The organism is Paenibacillus thermotolerans, assembly GCF_028745515.1.
GTDB lineage: Bacteria > Bacillota > Bacilli > Paenibacillales > YIM-B00363 > Paenibacillus_AE > Paenibacillus_AE thermotolerans.
Genome location: NZ_JAQZSG010000014.1, coordinates 1 through 20,815, shown reverse-complemented (window position 1 = coordinate 20,815; position 20,815 = coordinate 1). Strand labels below are relative to the sequence as shown.

The following is a 20,815-nucleotide window of genomic DNA, read 5'->3' as shown; positions in this document are numbered from 1 at the left end:
GCGGCTCTCTGCCGCTTCCTGCCGATTTAAGTCTATCGCACCGCCGTCTCGGGTGTCAAAGCGGACGGAGGCGGCAAATAAGGAGTGGAAATAACAATGGAAAATACGTTCGTGTCGCTCGGATTGCGCGGCATATGGAGCGATGCGCTGGCCGCCAAGGGGATCCTTTCCCCCGCCCCGATTCAGTCGGCGGCAATTCCCAGCCTGCTGGAAGGCAGCGATGCGGTGATCCGCTCCGGGACCGGAACGGGAAAGACGCTCGCCTATCTTCTGCCGGTAGCGGAGAGGCTGAATCCGGAAGGCGGAGAGCAGGCGATCGTTCTCGCGCCGACGGCGGAGCTGGCGATGCAGATCGTGAAGGTAGCGAACGATTTGTTCGCAGGCACATCGCTGCGTGCGCTCGGATTGATCGGAGGCGCGGCCATCAAGCGGCAAATCGAGAAACTAAAGGAGCATCCGGAGCTGATTGTCGGTACGCCGGGCCGGATCGTCGAATTATTAAAGCTCAATAAGCTGAAGACGCATGGAATACGCATCGTTGTAGTTGACGAAGCGGACCAAACGTTCAGTCTTGGCGCCGGCGGGGAAGCGGATTTTATTATGTCGGCCTTGCCGAAGCCGAAGCAGATCGTGTTCTGCTCGGCGACGATGCCGGAGGAAGCGAGGGCGCTCGCGGACCGCTGGATGAACGAGCCGCACTGGATCGAAATCAACGGGGTGGAGGAGCAAAACGATTCCCGCATCCCTTCCACATTGGAGCACTTGATGATCGTCGTCGAGGAGCGGGACAAAATTGACGCTGTCCGGCGGCTTCTTCGGACGGTAAACCCTGCCGCTTCGATTGTCTTCGTGAACGATACCGAACGGGTGGCGGAAACGGAAGCGAAGCTGAAATTTCTCGGCTTGCCGGTAACGGCGGTGTACGGAGATCAACCCAAGCTGGAACGGGCGGCGGCCATGCGCAGCTTCCGGGACGGGCGCATGCCGCATTTGATCGCGACCGACGTGGCCGCGCGCGGCATTGACGCCCCGAACGTAACGCACGTCATTCATTTCGATCCGCCGACCGATGCCAAGGCGTATTTGCATCGCGCGGGAAGAACGGGGCGGATGGGGAAGCAAGGGACGTCGATCGTCATTTTGACGCCGAAGCAGCGCTTTATCGCCGCCAAGATGGCGAAGGAGCTCAACATCCGCATCAACGAGAGGGTGCTGCGCGGCGGAGCGTTGACTGACTCCGGAAGCGACGGCGGCGGACCGGAGGCGGCGGTGAAGTCGGCAAAGCCGGCCCCCAAACCGCCGGCGAAACTGCCGGCGAAACCGGAGGCGAAGTCCGTGGCGCGAAACACCGCCAAGAAGACGGCCGCTTCGAGCGGCAAGCAGGCGGAGCGGCCGTCGAACCGCCACCGCGACAAGAAAAACAAAGGCGCCCCCCGTTGGCTGAAGGAGAAGCGGGCGCAGGACGGCAAGGAAGGTGAGAGCGGAAATGCCGCTCCGCGTAAGCCGTAAAAGGAGCGGCGCCGCTTTCTTTTTCATCGTTTTCCTGATCCTCTTTGCGGCGCTGCTGTCGGTCGCTTTCGGAGTTTTACGTTACGCGGCGCCTGAGGAACGGCTGGACTGGTCCTCGGGGCCTTTGCCCTCGTTGGAGGAGAAGGCGCTCGCGATGCTGGACGAGCGCAGCTTAACGATCCGTCTTACCGAAGCGGAGATCGACGCGCTTATTAAAGACCGTCTGCGCAGCCAATCGAAGCTGTCTTCTTATGCCGAGGTGACGGGGGCGCGGTTCGACTTGTCCGGCGACGAGCTGGTCGCTCACACCATCGTACGGCTGGCGAATACCGCCGACATAGCCGTCACTCACCGGTTTCGGCTGGAATGGTCGCCTCCGCGGCTGGTCGTGACGCATGTATCCTCGCGGATTAAAGATGTGGAGCTTCCCGAGTCGTGGGTGAGCTTCGAACCGGTGCAAATTTCGCTTGAGCTGGACGACCGGCTGCCGATCGCCGTCAAAGACGTCGAATGGAACGGCGATTCGGTCATCATACGCTTGCGGCTAAAAATGCCGGATTTATAAGAAGCAATCATGTAACGCCTAATATTTTTCGGAACACCCCCCAAAACTTGGACGGCCTCCCGAATGTTATTGGCATCAAGGAGTTTAAGAGGCTCCTTACGATAACATTCATGGGAGAGTGGAACTTGATGAAACAGACGAAGTTGCTGAAAAACGTATTGGTTGGAGCGCTGGCGGTATCGATGGTGGCCGGGGGAGCCGCTTCCGCTTTCGCGGATGGCGACAAGCGGGAAGACAAAGATTACAAAAAAGGCGAAATACATATTAAAGCCAAGGGCGATTCGAAACTCGAAATTAAGCTGCATTTCCGCGACGTGGAGGATCAAGCGGCTTGGGCGATGAAATATATCGCGGAGCTTGCGGCTATGGGCGTATTTAACGGCTACGAGGACGGCTCGTTCCGCCCGAATCAGCACATCCCGCGCATCGAAGCGCTGACGGCGGCCGTGCGTTTGATGGGGCTCGAGGCACAAGCGAAATCCGAAGCGGAAATGAGCACGGAGCTGAACTTCAGAGATGCGAATAAAATCCCGGCTTGGTCCGTAGGTTACGTAGCGGTCGCTGCGGAAAACGATCTGTTTGCGGAATACGACACGGAAGTTCGTCCGGATCAAAAGGCTACCCGCCTTTGGGCAACGATGCTGCTCGTGAAGGCATTGAAGCTGGAGGATGAGGCGAAGGCGAACATGAACGCCAAGCTTTCGTTCAAAGATGCGAAGGCGATTCCTGCCGGCGCGGTCGGTTTCGTCAAGGTTGCGCTCGACAAAGGCTTAATCACGGGCTACAACGATAACACGTTCCAGCCGAATAAGCCGGTGACCCGCGCGGAGATGGCGGCGCTGCTGGGCCGCACGGAAAACCAGCTGCCGCAAGCTCCGGGCCAAACGAACGCGCAATTTACAGGTAAGGTTGCACAGGTGGCGACGAATGCGATTTCCATCACGGCGGACGGCGTTACGACCGCTTATCCGGTCGACGCGAACGCGTTCGTATTCCGCAACAACGTCAAATCGTCGCTTTCCGCCGTGCTTGCCGGAGACCAAGTGACCGTTCACATGTATAACGGAATCGTCAACTTTATCGAAGTGAAGCAGCCGGTGAACGTTACTACGGTTGCGGGCACCTATAAGTCGCATCGCGTCAACGCGGAAGGCAAGCTGGACTTGATTTCCATAGCGCAAGAAGTGAACGGCCAAAACCCGCAAACCGTCATTTTGAACGTAGCTCCGGACGCAGCGATTACGAACGGAACGGTTTCCTCCTTCGTCCAAGACCAAACGAGGCTGGAGCTTACGCTTACTAACCAAACGGTTACATCGATTGCGATTAAATAAATAAAAGCTTCGTCAAGCGGAAAACCCTCGTCTGTTGCAGTTGCAGGCGGGGGTTTTTCCATGCGCAATATTATATAATGGTAGACGAGGTGAAACTATTGGCGGACCAAGTGTTATCGATCGAGCAGCTCGTCGGAGGCTACAGCCGAAAAAAACCGGTGCTTCGCGACATTACGCTGCATATTGAGCCCGGCGAGCTGATCGGATTGATCGGCTTGAACGGCGCAGGCAAAAGCACGCTCATGAAGCATATTATCGGCTTGCTCCATCCGCATCAAGGGGCAGTGACAGTATGCGGCCGGGAGCTGGCCAAGGATGCGGAAGCTTATCGAAGCTCATACGCTTTCGTTCCGGAAAGTCCGCTCTTGTACGACGAGCTTACGGTGTGGGAGCACCTTGAATTTACGGCGAGGGTTTACGGGCTCGAGAAGGATCACTTCGAGCAGCGTGCCGTGCGGCTGCTGGAGCGGTTCCGCATGACGCAGGAGCGAAGCAAGTTCGCAAGGCACTTGTCGAAGGGCATGCGGCAGAAGGTGATGATTATGTGCGCCTTTCTCATCCGTCCCCCATTATATTTAATCGACGAGCCGTTTCTCGGACTCGATCCGCTTGCCGTCCGGGCATTGCTTCAGCAGATGGACGAAGAGAAGAAGGCGGGAGCGGCCTTAATGGTCAGCTCGCACATTATCCCGATGATGGAGACGTATTGCGACCGGTACGCGGTGCTCCATCAAGGGCGAATCGTCGCGCTCGGAACGAAGGACGAAGTGATCGCGAAAGCCGGGGGAAGAGAGGGGCTGCCGCTGGAGGAAGCTTTTTTCACTTTGGTGGGTGACGCCTTATGAACGACTTGGAGCAGCTTTGGCTTCGCCGCCGTCAGGAGGAACGCAAGGAAACGCTGCCCCACTGGAAGTATGTGTTCGGCAGCGGCTTCGGGCTGGTGTCCGCGGGCGTCATTTTCGGCGGATTTCATGCTTACGTTACGGCATTGCGCTATGTGGAGCGCGCGGGCAGCATCGAGGTTTCGTTAGCCCTCATAGCGGCCGCCTTATTGCTTCCGGTCTTGCTCTGGAATCCCGTGCGAACGTATATAATCGAACCGGACATTGTGTTTTTGAGTCCCGCGGAATCAAGAATGGATGCTTATTTTCGTGCGCCGAAACGCGCAGGCGCCGTCCGCAGCGGCTTGTTGACGGTTGCGGTTCTCGCCGCGGTATGGCCGTTTTATTCCGCGTTGGGGGGGAGTACGGCTTCTTACCTGCTCGTCGCGGCCGGAGTTTTGCTCATGAAGGCCATTTTGTTTTACGGCGCATGGGCGGAAAAGCAATTCGAGTCGAACCGGATTCGCGTTCTGTTTGTGATTGTTAAGGCGGTTGCCGCATTCGCCGCCGTAAGCGTCCTGTTCCGGCATCCGCCGTCCGCAGCTTTACCGGCTGCCGCCGCGGTCTGGGGCGCATATGTGCTGGCGCTAAGAGCCCCGAGACGCTTCGCCGTCCACTGGGAGCGGCTCATCCGGGCGGAGCGCAGAACGGTTGCGGCCTGGGAGGCTTGGTTCAACCAGTTCGTCGATTTGCCCAGGCGTGAAGAGACGTACCGCAGACGGCCGGTCATCGAAGCGATGCTTGCCGGTGTCCCTTGGGGCAAGGCGGGCGCTTATACATACCTTTACTGGAGGACGCTGCTGCGGTCGTCGATTTATTCGATCGCGGCGCGTCTGATCGCGCTTGCCTATTTGTTTTTCTTTTTATTTCCCGGCTTGTGGACCGGACCGCTCATTTATTTTTTGTTTTTATTTCTTGTCGGAGTACAATTGAGAAGCGTGCGGCGCATCCGAAGGGACCTGCTGCACTTGGCGGTTTCGCCGATTCCCGAGAACGACCGGCAGCGGGCGGCTCGCGCCGTCGTCAGGAAGGCGCAGCTGCTATGCGCTTTGCTGCTTGCCGTGCCGCTGTTCTGGGCAGCAGCCGGAACGGCCGGCATCGGCGCCGCGCTTTCCTTGATTATTGCCGGTGCCGGGAAGGGCGGCGGACAACCGTAACGAATTTTATTTGGCTCAAGCTTGAGCGTGGGAGGTACTGGCTTTGACCGATGCGCGAATTGTAAAGCTGGCGGACATTCTTGTAAACTACTCGCTTCGTGTGGCGCCGGGGGAAAAAATTTTAATTTCCGGTTCAACGGAAGCGGCGCCGCTGATAAAAGAGGTGTATAAGGCCGTTCTTAAGGCGGGCGGCCACCCGATGACGGACGTTCACCTGCCCGGTACGCTGGGGTTATTGTTAAAGGAAGGCACGGAGGAGCAGGTCGGCTTCGCGGGCTGGACGGAGCTGATGTATTACTATTTGGACGGGTATGTGAACATATTATCCGATACGAATACGAAGGAATTGACGAACGTTCCTTCGAGCCGCATGCGAATCCGGAGCAAGTCGAGACGGCCTGCGCTGGACCGGCTGATGCGGGGCGAAGCGAAATGGGTGCTGACGAAGTTCCCTACGGCGGCCTTCGCTCAGGATGCGGAGATGTCGCTCAAAGAGTTCGAGGACTTCGTATACGGGGCGGCGATCGCCGATTATGCCGAGATGGAGCGGTCCATGCTGGCGGCGGCCGAGAAATTCGACGCGGCAAGCAAGGTGCGCATCGTCGGAACGAACGGGACGGACATCACCGTCGATATCGAGGGACGCAAAGCGATCATCGCCGCCGGGAAAAACAACGTGCCGGACGGTGAGTTTTACTACACGCCGAATTTCAGAAAGACGGAGGGCACGATTTATTTCGAATGGCCGACCGTCTTTAGAGGCCGAGAAATATCGGGCATCCGCCTTACGTTCCGGGCAGGGAAAGTGATCGAAGCAAGCGCGGAGAAGGGGCAAGCTTTCTTAGAGGAAGCGCTGGATACTGACGAAGGAGCCCGGTATTTGGGCGAACTCGGCATTGGCGCCAACTTTGGCATTACGCAGCCGACGAAGGATATTTTGTTTGACGAGAAAATCGGCGGCTCGGTGCATTTGGCGCTGGGACAAGCGTATGAGCAAGGCGGACCGGACGGCAACAAATCGGCGCTGCATTGGGATATTGTCAAGGGGCTCGTCGACGGCGGGGAACTATACCTGGACGGCGTGCTCGTCCAAAAGAACGGCAAATGGGTGTTTTAACAAGGAAGCGGTCCTTCGCGCGAGGGGCCGCTTTTGTTTGCTTGGCAGCTCATCGACTACGGAGTAAAAATCTCTTTAGCCCGCCGCAATGCCAAAATATTGGTGCTAATTCCGGCTGGGCCGGCTGCCCACGGGACGTTAGCACCAACTTTTGGTTCTAACGCCGGAGCGTCCCCGTCATTCGGATTGCGCCGGTGGAGTTAACGGAACGAAATGTCCGCTAAAAACCGCCTCACCCCTAAAAACTGCGAATTAACGGAACAAGTTGTCCGCTAATCGCCCGAAAACCGCCAATGACCGGCGACTCAAGCGAATTAACGGACATTCGGTTCCGCGAATGAGCCCTTTTGCCCGGTTTCGACAAAATTAGCGGACATCCGGTTCCGTTAACACCTTTCATACGTGGTGGTGTCCGCATGGACATGAGAGTTTTTGGTGCTAATTCGGTCATGCGGCGGGAAAGGAGCAGAGTTAGTAACAAATATTGGTATTAACTCGGCGGCACGGCGGGAAAGTCGGTGCGATCGTACCAAGCTTCGGTGCTAAGTATATTTAAGGAAATACGGTGTCCATTTTGTACTGCGCTGAGGACCGGTAATTTACCATAATGGGCCGCGGCAGCGCACAACAAAAAAGCCGCCTTACCGCAAAATAATTGCGGCAGGCGGCGCGTACGCTTATATTACGGCGGCTTGCTCCAAATCTTTCACGCCTTGATGAATAATGTCGAACAATTCCTCGATGTCGCTTTCTTCGATGCAGGAGAAGGCGACCCGTAAATCGGTTTCGCCGAGCGCGATCGTTCCGACGCCGTATTCGTTCAAGATATGATTGCGAAGCGTCTCCGCGTGAACGGTCTTCAGCTTCAAGCACATGAAGTATCCCGAGTTAAACGGATAGTACTCCCATGCATCCCCGTATTTGCCGCTGTCGAGCACTTCCTTCGTGCGGACCGCCCGCGCTTTGAGAATGCCGACCTTCTCGGCCTGCTGCTTCGCAAAGTCGGGATGCTGCAGCGCCCGCAGGACGATCGTTTGGGACGGGTGAGCCGTACTCGACAATGCGCCGCGAATGATCCCGAGCGTCTTCTGCTCCAACGCGTCGCTCATGACGGACGATTCAACGCCGTATGTGATGAAGCCTACCCGGAACCCCCATACGAATTCTTCCTTCGTGGCTCCGTCCACCTTAATCGGGAGGATGCGCGGATGAAGTCCGATCAGCTTTCCAAACAGCGATTCTCTGACCGAATCCTCGAAGAACAATCCGAAATAAGCGTCATCGGTAACGACGACTTGCGAAACGCCGGCTTCCGCGCCGGCAAGCACCGCCTGAAGGATGGAGTCCGCTTCCGCTTCGGTCGGCGTATACCCGGTCGGATTATTCGGGAAGTTCAAGACGACGATCGCTTTGCCCCGTTCCTTCTGCGATAAAATCGCTTGCTTCAGCCCTTCGGAGTTGAACAAGCCTTGCTCGTTATACAACGGGAAGGTCGCGAGATGCGCGCCGCGGCGGACGCCGAACGTCAGCTCGTAATTTTCCCAGTTTTTGTCCGGCATGATGACGGCGTCGCCTTCGTCCGCGAACAAATCGGCTGCGATGCTCAGCCCGTGCGTAAGCGCGTTCGTCACGATCGGCATGCCGAAGCTTTTGCCGCGAAGCGACGGGTTTTCGTCGAGCATCTTTTCCCTCCACGCTTTGCGCAGCTCCGGTTTTCCTTGCGGCGGAGCGTACGGATACAGGTCGTTAGGCGCATAGTCGGATAACGTATCCTGTATCAAGGCAAGGTGCATCGGCTGATTGTTCTCGATCGCGATTCCGATCGTGGCGTTAAATTTTTTCGCCTTCGCCTTAGCTTCGCCGGATTGGTTCAAGATACCGACCTTCGGGAAATAGACAGCTTGCCCGAGACCTGAGAGCATGTCGTGCACGAACCTGCTCTCTTGTCGAATCGCTTCATTCAACTGGACGGCTTGAGTATTCATAGCGTATTGGTCCATCCTCTCCGATAAATATGTGTGAGATATTATACCACCAATATCGTCTGCAAGTCACTCGAGGTTCTTCAGCGTTCCGATCCGCTGCCCCATTCGAACGGGAGCGCCTGCTCGCAGCCAAGCATCCGGAGTGAACATATGTTTTTCCAAAAGCAGAACGACCGTTGATCCGAATTCAAAGAAGGCTAGCTCCTCGCCTTTGCGCACGGATTCGGGAGGCCCTTCTTGGCGGGCATATTGGATCGAGCTGACGTTCATCGCTCCGACCTTCACCAAGCCGACGACACCGGAAGGGTGACGGATATAGGTGACGAGACGGGCGTTGCTCGACAATACTTGCGGCATCAGACGCATTCCGCGGTCGTTCACCGGATAGACGGTGCCTGGTATTCGATCCCATTCGAGCACGGTGCCGTCTACGGGGGAATGAATTCTATGATAGTTGGACGGGCTCAAGTAGATGACCACAAAAGTTCCGCGCTCATACCGCGAAGCGTGCGGCGACCCTCCGAGCAGCTGCTCCGCCGTATAATCCTGACCTTTGACCGGAAGCAGCTTGCCTGCTTGGATTTCGCCGGTTTCCACAACCAAGCCGTCAACCGGACTGACGAGCGAAGCTTCATCGGGGTCAATGGGGCGGGCATCCGGGCGAAGCCGCCGGGTAAAAAAATCGTTCAGCGATTCGTATTCGGTAAGCGGCTTTTCGGCTTCAGCGATGTCGATTCGATAGAAGGAAGCGAATTTAGCCAGCAACATGCGGCTCATTCGGGATTTGGCCGCGGCGCCGGTCATTCGCGCCAGTAAGGGACGAGAGGTTAATTGGGTCAGCAAACGAAAAGCGGCATCCCACGTCATAACGGATTATCACCTATGTATGGATTTTGGAGCGGCGGTACTCACCGCAGGAAAGACATGTCGCAGCGTTCACGCTGATCGGATGCGTGGACCCCGACCATTTGGTGCAGCAAACCGGAGTCTTGGACTGTTGATCGTCTGAAATGGAAGCACAAAACGGACAACCGGAAACGAGTTCTTCGGTCAATCGGTGAAGCCTTGTTTTTAACGTCTCAAGCTCTTCCATACATCCCTTACCTTTCCCATCAACACTTGCAAGTATTATACTACTCCCGGCGCTATTTTCCTATCATCTTTACAGAAGGGTCTCGGATATGTACGAATCGGCCGCCGTTCATCTCGGAAGCCGGCGGCCGATCTTCTTTCCTTATTATAAGCTGTAAGCGAGCTTAGCGGCTTTTAACCGCCGCCCTTCCGTGTCTTTGCGAATCAAGCTTTGCGAATCAAGCAAATATTTGGCGTATGCGAGCGGATTGGCGTACGTTTTTTTCCATTGCTCCATCATTCCGCCTTCGCAAAAAGCGTAGCGCTGGTCGCGAAGGTTCATCTCGATAAAGACGGGGAAGCCTTCCGGCGTAACGCCGATGTCGAATCCGACGTCGGAAAGGAACGGGATATAGCCGCTCAAATGCTCGGCGGCCGCAAGCGCAAACTTCTCGATCGACTGCTGCACGGCGGCCGGATTCAGGTGAGGGTGGTCGCGCAGCGCCTCCGCCAGGCGCAGCACGGTGCCGCCTTGCGCGACGTTCGTGACGAATACGTTTTTCCCAGCCACCTTAGCCGCTATTCCCGTCACTTGCCAAGTTCCTTTCATACCGCGCTGGACGGAGACCCTCATATCGAACGGTCTGCCGCCGTACGTGGCTAAATTCAACCTTTGCTGCGCCAAGTAAGGCTTTTTTTTGATGCTTCGAAGAAGGGCGGCGGGAAGCTTTCCCTTATACCGGACGGTTTTCCATTGCAAGACGCTTTTCCTCGAGGAAGAGGGATACGTGAACGTGTTGTGGTCTTCCTCGCGCTCAATTTTCATGATCCCTCTGCCGATGGAGCTGCTGTTCGGCTTTACGATGATTGCGCCGTGCTTGCGGAACAGCTTGTTTATCGAATGCTCGCTCGCTTGTTTCGTCTCGGGCAGGTGAGGACGAAGCAAGCGGTTTTTTTTGAGCAGCTGATGCACATGCCATTTTCCGTATCGGTTCCAACGGTTAAATACGATCGTTCCCTTCAAGGCGCATAATGCTTCAAGCTTGCGGTCGGCTTTCATATAGTTCCGAAACATCGCACGATTGTGTATCACTTTAGGCAGCGGGAGCGATCTGAACCGGTATTCGGCGCCTTCCTTCACCAGCGCGCGAACCTGTTCGCGCCGCATCGATATATCGCTCAAGCGGAAATATGCGGGTTTAAGACCGTACTCCGCCGCACATTCTTCGTAGAAAGATATGTTCTCATGTCCGGTGCGGCCACGCGGTATTCCTTTCAACATCTCGTCATTCACCAATATGCCGACGATTCTCTCAGACACGCGCACCTCCCCTTTCAACAAACGTCACGCCTTTTACTACTATATTCGCAACCGTGGCGCCGGCGTTTGGACGTATGCCTTACGAGCTCCTTTTGTCGTACAATCGACTATTTTTCTCAACAAACAACTGCAGATGTATACAATGTTATAAATCAAAAGGACGGTGAATCGACCGATGGGTGATAAACCGCGGGTAGCCATCGTGACGCCCGGATCGTATCCGATACCGTCTGAAAGAAGCAGCTCCGTAGAAAATGTGGTTAGGCATGTTGGAGCATTGATCAGCCGCAGTGTTTCCTTGTGGGTGCTCGGGAAAAAGATGAGGGGGTTTCCTTCGTCGCAGACGATCGGGGAAGTACGCTATCTTCGTCCGCCGCAGACGAAATCCAGCCGCACTTACGTTAGGGCGGCATCCCGGGAAATTAGCCGGCTCCGTCCCGATATTATACAAATCGAGAACCGGCCTTTGTTCATCCCGGGGTTTAAACGGCGTCACCCGGGCTGCAAGGTCTGGCTTTCGCTCCATTCGACCACCTTTTTGTCCGATAAAAAGTTTTCGAAGGAAGCGCTTCGAGCGGCGATGTCCGGCGCCGATTGCATTATCGTAAATTCCAAGTTTTTAAAAGCGTACGTTGCCGAAAAGTTTCCGTCGGCGGCGATGAAAATTCGAGTCAACTATTTGGGGGTCGATTCGAAGCGCTTCGTGTCCCGATGGACTTCGGAAGGCGATAAGCTGCGGACAAAATTGCTCGGCTCGCTCGGTCTCGAAGGACGTAAAATATTGCTTTTCGTAGGAAGATTAATAGAGAAAAAGGGAGTTCATCATATTTTGAAAGCAATGCCGGCTATTATCGAGCGGCATCCGGAAGTGATACTGCTCGTTGTCGGCAGCGCCGATTACGGCGATAACTCGAGCACTCCTTATGTGCGTTCGCTTTATGCGGCAGCAAAAAAAATAAAGGATCATGTCCGATTTGTCCGTTATGTTCCGTACGATCAGATCCACCAGTGGTATTGCATGGCCGACCTAGCCGTCCTTCCTTCCTTTAAAAATGAAGCGTTCGGGCTGGTCAACGTGGAAGCTATGGCTTCAGGAGTGCCTGTCATCGCCACCAATGCGGGGGGGATGAAGGAGCTGATCGTTGACGGGGAAACCGGCTTCCTCATTCCGCCTCGCAGCATGCATGAACATATTGCCGAAAAAGCGATCCTGCTGCTCGAGAGGCCCGAGCTCATCCGGCAAATGGGCGAATCCAGCGTTCAGCGAGTGAAAGAGCGCTTTTTGTGGGAGCATACCGCCAAAAGAATGGAAACATGGTACTACAAAGCCTATAGGAGCCCTAGGAAGCGGAGGTGAGCGGCGTTGAAGCGGATGAAAACGAAGGTCTCCTTCAAGCGAGGGGGAGGAAGAACGTCCGCGTCCCGGCCGATTGTGTCCGTTATCGTCCCGGCGAAGGACGAATCCAGAACGATCGGAAGCGTCGTCCGGTCGGCGAAATCGATTTTGCCCGGCACAGAAGTCATAGCGGTTGTCAACGGCAAGTCCGAGGAGACGGCAATGAAGGCGCTGCTTGCCGGGGCGAAGGTGATCCGCTATAAGGATGCATTGGGCCACGACGTCGGGCGTTCGATCGGGGCGAAGATGGCCAAAGGCAAGGTGCTGCTGTTTCTGGACGCCGATTTCGTCATTCCAGCGGCAAAGCTTCGCAGCTACGTCGCCGCGGTTCGAAAGGGACATGATGTAGTACTTAACGGGTATTCCGGATTTTCGGATTCGAAGCGCATTCATTCGACTTCGGTGGCGAAGCGCTTTTTGAATCATCTGCTCGGCAGGGGCAATTTGCTGGGCAGCTCCATGACGGCCGTTCCTCACGCGTTATCAAAGCGCGCAGCGAAAATCGTCGGCTTTAAGGAGCTCGCCGTCCCCCCGAAGGCTCAAGCAAAAGCCGTTATCAAGGGGCTGTCGATCGCGCGCGCAGCGGAAATACGAGTTTCCAGGCTAAATCGGAAAAGAACGGGCCGAGTCGGAAAATTGAGCGTCGAACGGTTGATATTGGGCGATCATGCGGAAGCGCTTCAAGTATTAAGCGAGGCGAAGGGGCACCGCGCGGGACTGACCGATCTCGATCGAAATCGGGCGCTGCTCGAACATTATTCGGCTGCGCCTCCCCTGCCGGAGGCGGCCGATCGAAGCGGAACGCTGTCTGTAATTATTGCCGCCAGGAACGAAGAGCATACGATCCGCGAAGTGCTGGATGAAGCGGGAGAGCTGGATCCGGATGAAATCATCGTAGTCGTCAACGGTTCGACAGACCGTACGGCGCATATCGCGGAAAAGTACGGCGCGAAGGTGGTGAGATTTGCCAAGCCGCTCGGTTATGACGTCGGGCGCGCCGTGGGCGCAATGGAATCAGGCGGCGAAGTGCTGCTGTTTCTTGACGGAGATATCGCGATTGAAGCGCGGAAGCTCCGGCCGTTCGTGAGAGCATGCCAAGGAGGGGCGGACATTGCGCTGAACGATGTAAACCGGTTCTATAAATCCGTCAAAATGATCGACTCGGTTTCGATGGCGAAGGAATTTTTGAACCGGATGCTCGGCGCCGACCGCCTCGGCTTTGCGTCGATGACCGCCGTGCCGCACGCCGTTCGCCGGGAAGCGGTACAACGGATCGGATACCGGCATTTGGCCGTCCCTCCTTTGTTCCATTCGATGGCGGTCGTAGAAGGTTTAAAAGTCGAACTGGCCGACGGGGTCAACGTACTCCGCACCAACCGAAGGCGCGCAACGAATGTGAAGCGGAACAATGCAGTGGCGCAGCTTATTTTGGGCGATCATGCCGAGGCGCTGCAATGGCTTCAGAAGACGATCGGGCCGCGCGTTTATTTTAAAGATGAGATCCGCAGACGGGAATTAATTACTTGAAAGCCCCTGTATTGTGAACGGGGGCTTTTTTGCTTCTTCGTGTGACACGGCATATTATCCGCATCGTTTCGGGAATTATAACCTTTGCTAACGTCTCATAAAGGAGGAGCAACTGAAGTGAAACGCAATAAACGATGGAAAATATGGATTTCCGCAATAGTCTTTTCCGTTATGTTCGCCGCGTCGGCTTATGCGTTCGGGCCCGGGTCGAGCGGTCCTGACGTTTACGCCGTGCAGTCCATGCTGAAGTCGATCGGCTATTACCAAGGTCCGATCGACGGCTTATACGGAGAAGGGACGAGCGCAGGCGTCCGAGGATATCAACAGGCTGCCGGGTTGACCGTTTCGGGAATCGTCGATACGGCCACGCTGCGCTCGATACTCGGAACGTATGCGCGGGCCAAGCTTGACGGAGCCGTGAACGGGTCGGCAGGCGCCGGCAACGGTGGAAAGGGGAACGGGACCGGGGCCGCGGCCGGCAACAATACGGGAGCGGGGACGTATACGCTGTCGGCGGATGAACAGCAAATGGTGGCGCTGGTGAATCAGGCCAGGCAAGAAGCGGGGCTGCCCGCGCTTTCCGTACATGCCTCCTTGTCTCGGGTAGCCCGAATAAAAAGCGGAGACATGGCGCAAAACAATTATTTCTCGCACGATTCGCCGACGTACGGCTCCCCGTTCAACATGATGAACAATTTCGGAATCGGGTACAGTGCAGCCGGTGAAAATATCGCGTGCAATCAGACGACTGAAAACGCACATACGGCGCTGATGAACTCTCCGGGCCACCGCGCCAATATTTTGAGCAGCGATTACACGCATATCGGCATCGGCATTCAATCGGGCGGCAAGTGCGGAGCGATGTACACGCAAATGTTTTTGAAACCGTAAGTTATTATAATCATTGGCTTTCCATGCAACCTTTGTGCCCGTTCCAAGCGAATGTTTGCCGCTCGTCCTCCGCATCCTAATTGATGTTTCCACCACAAACTTAGGATTGGAGAGATGTGTGAAGATGTTCAAGAAATTGGCCCGCTTCACCGTGATCGGCGCAACCGTGGCACTTATTTCCGCATGCGGCAACTACCAAGGCGCCGGTGACAACATGCAAAGCAACGGTCTCCGAACGTACTCCATGGACAATCGCGTGGATCGGCTCGGGACGGACCGTGACGGCTTGCATAACAACCGGAACCTGAGAGTGAACCGGGAGGTAGCAAGGGCGATTGAAGGTATTGACGGCGTCTCCCGAGCGCATGTCGTAGTGGGTGAAACAAACGCTTATGTTGCGGTGGAGCTGGAAGATCGTCAAGGACGGACTGGTGGAAATGTGACGGGGATGAACGCCCCGGGTACCCGCGGAACGGGCAACGGGATGACCGGAAGCCTCTCGACCCGCGGAACGACGACCGGAACCGGAAGGACGGGCGGGCTGTCCAGCTCGATCACGGATCACGGAGCGGGACGGACCAACATGAACACTTACGGTAACGGCGCCGGAGGCTTGCTCGGCGGCTTGTTCAACGGAGGCACGACAGCTCCGGGAACAGGTTACGGTACCGGTACGGCCGCTCCCGGAACCGGGTTTGGAACGACGGGGACGACAGGAACGACAGGAACGACCGGCGGTCTTGGCGGGCTGTTCGGCACACCTGGACCTGCAGGCACGTACGGCGGCGGAACGACCGGCCCGTTCGGCATGTACAGCGGACAGTCGGGCAGAGTCGGGTTGAACAGCACGGGCATGATGGGGGGAAGATCGAATGCGGTCGGCACGGCTGACAGCGATTTGGCTCCGACGATGAGAACGATGATCGACCGTACCGTTCGCAACATCGTTCCGGATGTCCGCAACGTGTATATCAGCTCCGACCCGGCGTTCGTGCAGCAAATGACCACGTATGCGGACCGTTTGGGCGACCAAACGCGTCGCGGCATGCGCGGGCTGGTCAACGGCTTTAACCAGTTCGTGCGCACGATTTTCGTTGAGCCGTTTACGGACAACTACAACGACAATTACCGCAACCGCAGTGCAGTAAACAATACGATGGATAACAGCTTTACGCGGATGAACCCCAGAAACACAGCTCGATAAAAATCAATCAAGCCGGAGGAGGGAAGTCTCCTTCGGCCGTTACATATTCGCCTATTTTTCCGGCGCTCGGCACCAACAGTTTTTACCCTTCATAATATATGTTGACTGTATCCCTTAACCTTGTAAAACAAATCCCGAGCAAGGAGGGGTGACGCACTTGAAGGGTAACGACCATAGGAATAAATTCCTGCTTACCAACCGTGAACGGGAAGTATTCGAACTGCTCGTACAAGACAAAACAACTCGCGACATAGCCCAGCAGCTTTTCATCAGCGAAAAAACCGTTCGAAACCACATCTCGAACGTAATGCAGAAATTAAACGTGAAGGGCCGTTCTCAAGCGGTTGTGGAGCTGATCAGGCTCGGGGAGCTAAATATTTAACCTTCCATAATCTTGATACGGACCTCTTATGGACCTTCTTTTTACGCTTGCCGCAAGGTAAGCGAGAGAAAGAAGGTTTTTGAGTTTTCTCCTTTCGATGAGTACAATGATAGGCATGCACTAACCGATCGTCGTAAAAGGCGGAGGAGGAAATGAAAATGAAAACGGTAATTGACTTGGGAGAAGGAATCGTACAAATCAAGGTCCCTCTCCCATTTCCTTTATTATGGGTGAACGCATACGCTGTGAGAGGGACAGACGGGTGGACGGTCATCGATCCCGGACTCCGTACGCCTCAGGCGGAAGAGCGATGGGAGGAGGCGGCCTCCTCCATCGGCTTGGAATGGAAGGACGTTACGTGCATTGTTCTGACGCATCATCACCCGGATCATTACGGTATGACGGGATGGATGCAGGAGCGCTCGAAAGCGCCGGTCTATTGCACCGGGGAAGCCCGGAGACAGGCGGAAAGCTTATGGGGGGAAAAAGCGGAGGAGACCGCTTCGGCAATACTCGATTTATTTACGGCACACGGCCTTCCCGGCGAATTGGCCGGGCCGATGCGGGATCACCTTCACGGTTTTATCGCCTGGGTTTCTCCGCAGCCTGCGGACTTCCGTACGATCCGCCCGGGCGATACGTTCCGTATCGGAGATGCGAATTACGAAGCGTTGCTTACCGAAGGTCATGCCGCGGGTCATCTCAGCTTCTTGAATCGGGAAAACGGCCGCATCTTTTGCGGGGATCATGTGCTTCCCGGCATTACGCCCAATGTTTCGTACATACCCGGGGGGGATATGAATCCGCTTCGAACCTTTTTACTTTCGCTTGCCGAAACGGAAAAGCTGCCGGTATCCGAGGCGCTCCCCGGACATCGGGATCCGTTCCGCCATTATGCCGAGCGCTGCGCGGCGATTCGAAAGCATCACGACGAGCGGCTCGAGCGGATGAAGGCGCTTCGGGAGCTCTCGCCGGACGCTTACGCGATCTGCCGTTCGCTATTCGGCGACAAGCTGTCGGTGCACCAGCTTCGCTTCGCGCTGTCCGAAACGATTGCGCATCTCATTTATATGGAAAGCTGATTTTTACCTTGTCGTGGGCGGATCGGGTCGGTTATCGCTCACAGCGCTGTGAGCGATTCGGCTCGACGCCGCCGCAGCGATCGCGCCTATGATGTCATCCAGGAACGTATGAATCTCGCCGTCCGTTTTGTCGTTAAGCTTCTTTAAAATGCCGATTTTCAATTTGTCCACGTACCCGAAATTCGTAAATCCGATGCTCCCGTAAATATTGACGATGGACAGGGCGAGCACCTCGTCGATGCCGTACAAGCTTTCGTCGTGCTTTACCATATCCTGCAGCGGTTCGAACAGCTGCCCCTTTTCCGACAAGATGTCCAGTTGAATCCCCGTCAAAATCGCGTTTTGCACCTCGCGTTTTTCAAGCACCTTCTTCACGTTCCGGATACATTCCTCGACGGTTAACGAAGGGATATAATCCTTCTGCAAAAACATAACCAGCTCCGCAATATCCTCAAGACGAACTCCCCGCTTCTCCAGCCACTCGTATGTAGCTTCCGCAACCTTTTTGCTGTCTAAAAAATAGTCCAATTCCATGAAAAAGCCTCCTCCATAGCGCCGTCGAGCGATTCGTCCAATGTATTATGCGCCGTTTGGACAAAAAGTAGTTATAAAAGCTCGTCAGGCTCGTATACATAATTACAAAACCGTTGGGGAGGCAAATATACCATGATTCGCAATAAGAGAATGCTAGCAATAAGCGCGGTTGCATCGGTTGCGCTGCTGTCCGGTTGTTCGCTGTTCAAATCGCAAGAAGCTTCAAAGCCCATCGATCCGCCGCAGGTCCATACGGACGGCACGAGCGAGGAAACTTCCGCGCAAGTCCGTGCGAACTATAAGCCTACGTTGTATTTCGCGGATGCGGACGGCTACGTCGCGCCGCTGAGCCTCGGATTCTCATACGACGGAGTCGACTACGCAAAGACGGCGCTTGAGTATATGGTGAAGGGCGGCCCTGCGGAAGGCATGCTGCCCGAAGGGTTTACGGCGCTTCTTCCGGAAGGAACTAAGGTGCTTTCGATCGATGTGAATAAGACGGACCGTACGGCAACGGTCGACTTCTCGAAGGAGTTTACGCAATATCCGGCGCAGCAGGAAAGAAAAATTCTCGAAGCGGTCACGTATGCGCTGACGGATTTTCCGACCGTCGATTATGTGGAGCTATGGGTGGAGGGCAAGCGGTTGACGGAAATGCCCGTTGCCGGAACGCCGCTGGATGAGCCTCTTTCCCGGAAGTTCGGCATCAACGTAGAAATGCCTGAAGGCGTACACTTTACGCATGCGACCCCGGTGACGCTGTATTTCTTGAATCAAACCGCCGACAGCTACACGTACTACGTCCCGGTCACCAGGATGATCGGGCTAACCGACGATTTGGCGGGAGCGACGGTAGCCGAGCTTGCGAAAGGGCCGCTCGATCCGAATAAGCTCGATGCGGTGCTCATCGGCGGCACGGCCAGCAAGGTTACGGCGGAAGGCAAAGTCGTGAAGGTCGATTTCGATTCGTCGTTTGTGACGGAGGATCAGAAAATTCCTGCGGAAGCGCTGCAAGCCGTCGTCTTATCGCTCACCGACACGGTTGCGGCGGAGGGCGTGCAAATTACCGTCGGCGGCAAAGCGCAAGCGGTCGGAACGGACAACAAGGACTATGGCGCGAAGCCGGTTACACGCCCGAATCGGGTAAATCTGTACGAAATGTAAACCGATTGAATTGAAGCGCTCCTTTGACGGGGCGCTTCTTTTTCGGTGCGGATGATTTTTTGCCTCGGGAGTGGTAATATGAGGTAGTTCTAGGCAGGATGAACGGATGATGCCTTTAGGAACAATATATTCTAGCGTACGCAGCATGACCGCTATTAGGAGGGGACGCACATGGCACGTTCGGATGGCCGAGAATGGAACGAAATCAGACCGGTGACGATTACGCCGGCAGTTAACAAATATGCGGAAGGCTCCGTATTGATTGAAGTCGGAGCGACAAAAGTCATTTGCACGGCTACGGTGGACGAAAAAGTTCCGCCCTTTATGAAAGGCCAAGGGCGGGGCTGGGTGACGGCGGAATATTCGATGCTGCCGAGAGCTACCCAAGTGAGAAATCAACGGGAGTCCGCCAAAGGAAAGCTAAGCGGCCGCACGATGGAAATTCAGCGATTGATCGGCAGGGCGCTCCGCTCCATAGTGGATTTGCAAGCGCTCGGCGAACGTACGATTACGCTGGATTGCGACGTCATTCAAGCGGACGGCGGCACGCGGACGACGTCGATCACCGGCGCGTTCGTTGCGCTGACTTTGGCCGTAGATAAGCTGAAGAAATCGGGGCTGCTTGCCGCCAATGCTTTTCCGGTCCGCGAGTTTTTGGCTTCTGTGAGCGTCGGTGTCGTTGACGGGGCGATTGCGCTGGATCTGAATTATGTCGAAGACAGCCAGTGCAAGGTCGACATGAACGTAGTGATGGCTGGGAACGGCAAGCTTGTCGAGGTGCAGGGTACCGGGGAAGAGGCGCCGTTTTCGCGAAGCGAGCTGACGGAAATGCTGGACGTGGCGGAGCACGGCATTCGCATGTTTATGGAGGAGCAGCGGAAAGCGCTCGGGCAGGCGGCGGAGCAAATCCGATCGGCGGCGGTGAGTAACGGTGCGGTCTGACCTTGTCTTTGTGTCGAAGCTGGTAGTGGCGACTCGGAATAAGGGCAAAGCGGCGGAATTTCGGACGCTGCTTGCTCCGCTCGGCATTGAGGTGCTGAGCTTGCTTGAGGCCGGGGGGGCCGTGCCTGAGGTGGACGAGGATCGGGAGACGTTCGCCGGCAACGCCGAGAAGAAGGCTCGGGCTGCCGCGGAAGCGCTCGGCCTGCCCGCGCTGGCTGACGATTCGGGCCTGTGCGTGGATGCGCTTGGCGGCGAGCCCGGCGTTCGTTCCGCGAGGTACGCCGGCGAGCCGTCGTCCGACGAGCGGAATAACGCGAAGCTGCTGCGTGAGCTCGCGGCGGCGCGCGAGGCCGGGGGCGCAACTTCGGGAGGGGGCGGTGACGTTGCGTTGAGTCCGGCGAGATTTGTGTGCGCGCTTGCGCTATACGACCCCGCTACGGGCGAAACGGTTCGTGCGGAAGGCTCCTGCGAGGGCGTCATCGTGCCGGAGCCGCGCGGCGAGAGCGGGTTCGGCTACGATCCGCTGTTTTTTGTGCCGGAGCTGGGCAAGACGTTCGCCGAGATGACGGAAGAGGAGAAAAACCGGATCAGCCACCGCGGACGCGCGCTTGCTCAGCTGCGGAGCGAGCTGGAGCGGATGAGCGGCGGCAACGGTGGGGGTGCCTTTTAGGGCGCTAGTATGGGGGAGGCACCCTTGTTTGTTCTTTTGCCATGGCTTTGCTTGTGAGTAAGTGGAGAAACGCCATTACTTGT

Annotated in this window: 19 protein-coding genes; 15 read left to right on the top strand and 4 right to left on the bottom strand. The window is 56.0% G+C overall.

From position 1 onward, the window contains the following. The first annotated feature begins 96 nt into the window (after positions 1-96). From PT964_RS13320 to PT964_RS13295, 6 genes are all read left to right on the top strand, one after another. Positions 97-1,509, top strand: a complete 1,413-nt coding sequence (locus PT964_RS13320; RefSeq protein ID WP_274363849.1) for a DEAD/DEAH box helicase — start codon at positions 97-99, stop codon at positions 1,507-1,509. Next, positions 1,475-2,074 (top strand): hypothetical protein, encoded by a 600-nt coding sequence (locus PT964_RS13315; RefSeq protein WP_274363848.1) that lies wholly within the window; start codon positions 1,475-1,477, stop codon positions 2,072-2,074. Before PT964_RS13320 ends, PT964_RS13315 begins: the two co-directional genes overlap by 35 nt. 128 nt (positions 2,075-2,202) lie before the next feature. After that, positions 2,203-3,408: an S-layer homology domain-containing protein gene (locus PT964_RS13310; protein WP_274363847.1), complete on the top strand. Its 1,206-nt coding sequence runs from the start codon at positions 2,203-2,205 to the stop codon at positions 3,406-3,408. A gap of 98 nt (positions 3,409-3,506) precedes the next feature. Next, positions 3,507-4,253 (top strand): ABC transporter ATP-binding protein, encoded by a 747-nt coding sequence (locus tag PT964_RS13305; protein ID WP_425262720.1) that lies wholly within the window; start codon positions 3,507-3,509, stop codon positions 4,251-4,253. Continuing rightward, a complete protein-coding gene (locus PT964_RS13300) occupies positions 4,250-5,446 on the top strand; it encodes an ABC transporter permease (protein ID WP_274363845.1) in 1,197 nt (398 codons plus the stop codon). The genes PT964_RS13305 and PT964_RS13300 overlap by 4 nt, the downstream gene beginning before the upstream one ends. A 43-nt stretch (positions 5,447-5,489) precedes the next feature. After that, positions 5,490-6,563: an aminopeptidase gene (locus PT964_RS13295; protein WP_274363844.1), complete on the top strand. Its 1,074-nt coding sequence runs from the start codon at positions 5,490-5,492 to the stop codon at positions 6,561-6,563. 677 nt (positions 6,564-7,240) lie between these two features. Here the strand turns inward: PT964_RS13295 and PT964_RS13290 are convergent. The 3 genes from PT964_RS13290 to PT964_RS13280 form a co-directional block, all read right to left on the bottom strand. Then, complete coding sequence (locus tag PT964_RS13290; RefSeq protein ID WP_274363843.1) at positions 7,241-8,548, bottom strand: aminotransferase class I/II-fold pyridoxal phosphate-dependent enzyme; 1,308 nt, start codon at positions 8,546-8,548, stop codon at positions 7,241-7,243. A 66-nt stretch (positions 8,549-8,614) separates the two neighbouring features. Beyond that, positions 8,615-9,415 carry an archaetidylserine decarboxylase gene (gene asd / locus PT964_RS13285; RefSeq protein ID WP_274363842.1) on the bottom strand — a complete coding sequence of 267 codons (801 nt, stop codon included), beginning with the start codon at positions 9,413-9,415 and terminating at the stop codon, positions 8,615-8,617. A gap of 370 nt (positions 9,416-9,785) precedes the next feature. Further along, a complete protein-coding gene (locus PT964_RS13280) occupies positions 9,786-10,940 on the bottom strand; it encodes a YheC/YheD family endospore coat-associated protein (protein WP_274363841.1) in 1,155 nt (384 codons plus the stop codon). A 175-nt stretch (positions 10,941-11,115) separates the two neighbouring features. Here PT964_RS13280 and PT964_RS13275 point away from each other — a divergent pair, with 175 nt between their 5' ends. From PT964_RS13275 to PT964_RS13250, 6 genes are all read left to right on the top strand, one after another. Continuing rightward, entirely contained in the window at positions 11,116-12,297 is a 1,182-nt protein-coding gene (locus PT964_RS13275) for a glycosyltransferase family 4 protein (RefSeq protein WP_274363840.1), read from the top strand. Positions 12,298-12,312: 15 nt separating this feature from the next. Next, entirely contained in the window at positions 12,313-13,863 is a 1,551-nt protein-coding gene (locus tag PT964_RS13270) for a glycosyltransferase family 2 protein (RefSeq protein ID WP_274363934.1), read from the top strand. Between the two features lie 117 nt (positions 13,864-13,980). After that, positions 13,981-14,754 carry a CAP domain-containing protein gene (locus tag PT964_RS13265; protein ID WP_274363839.1) on the top strand — a complete coding sequence of 258 codons (774 nt, stop codon included), beginning with the start codon at positions 13,981-13,983 and terminating at the stop codon, positions 14,752-14,754. 124 nt (positions 14,755-14,878) lie between these two features. Beyond that, positions 14,879-15,958, top strand: a complete 1,080-nt coding sequence (locus tag PT964_RS13260) for a YhcN/YlaJ family sporulation lipoprotein (protein WP_274363838.1) — start codon at positions 14,879-14,881, stop codon at positions 15,956-15,958. Between the two features lie 157 nt (positions 15,959-16,115). Further along, entirely contained in the window at positions 16,116-16,340 is a 225-nt protein-coding gene (locus PT964_RS13255; protein ID WP_138192801.1) for a helix-turn-helix domain-containing protein, read from the top strand. A gap of 158 nt (positions 16,341-16,498) precedes the next feature. After that, positions 16,499-17,422 carry an MBL fold metallo-hydrolase gene (locus tag PT964_RS13250; protein ID WP_274363837.1) on the top strand — a complete coding sequence of 308 codons (924 nt, stop codon included), beginning with the start codon at positions 16,499-16,501 and terminating at the stop codon, positions 17,420-17,422. A gap of 3 nt (positions 17,423-17,425) precedes the next feature. Here PT964_RS13250 and PT964_RS13245 read toward each other — a convergent pair whose 3' ends face one another. Beyond that, positions 17,426-17,956: a phosphatidylglycerophosphatase A family protein gene (locus tag PT964_RS13245; protein WP_274363836.1), complete on the bottom strand. Its 531-nt coding sequence runs from the start codon at positions 17,954-17,956 to the stop codon at positions 17,426-17,428. 132 nt (positions 17,957-18,088) lie between these two features. On the opposite strand from PT964_RS13245, the gene PT964_RS13240 reads away from it, so the two are divergent. The 3 genes from PT964_RS13240 to rdgB all read left to right on the top strand — a co-directional run bounded on the left by PT964_RS13240 (position 18,089) and on the right by rdgB (position 20,732). Further along, positions 18,089-19,120: a GerMN domain-containing protein gene (locus PT964_RS13240; protein ID WP_274363835.1), complete on the top strand. Its 1,032-nt coding sequence runs from the start codon at positions 18,089-18,091 to the stop codon at positions 19,118-19,120. Between the two features lie 171 nt (positions 19,121-19,291). Then, a complete protein-coding gene (gene rph, locus PT964_RS13235) occupies positions 19,292-20,062 on the top strand; it encodes a ribonuclease PH (RefSeq protein ID WP_274363834.1) in 771 nt (256 codons plus the stop codon). Further along, a complete protein-coding gene (gene rdgB, locus PT964_RS13230) occupies positions 20,052-20,732 on the top strand; it encodes an RdgB/HAM1 family non-canonical purine NTP pyrophosphatase (protein WP_274363833.1) in 681 nt (226 codons plus the stop codon). The genes rph and rdgB overlap by 11 nt, the downstream gene beginning before the upstream one ends. Positions 20,733-20,815 lie beyond the last annotated feature (83 nt).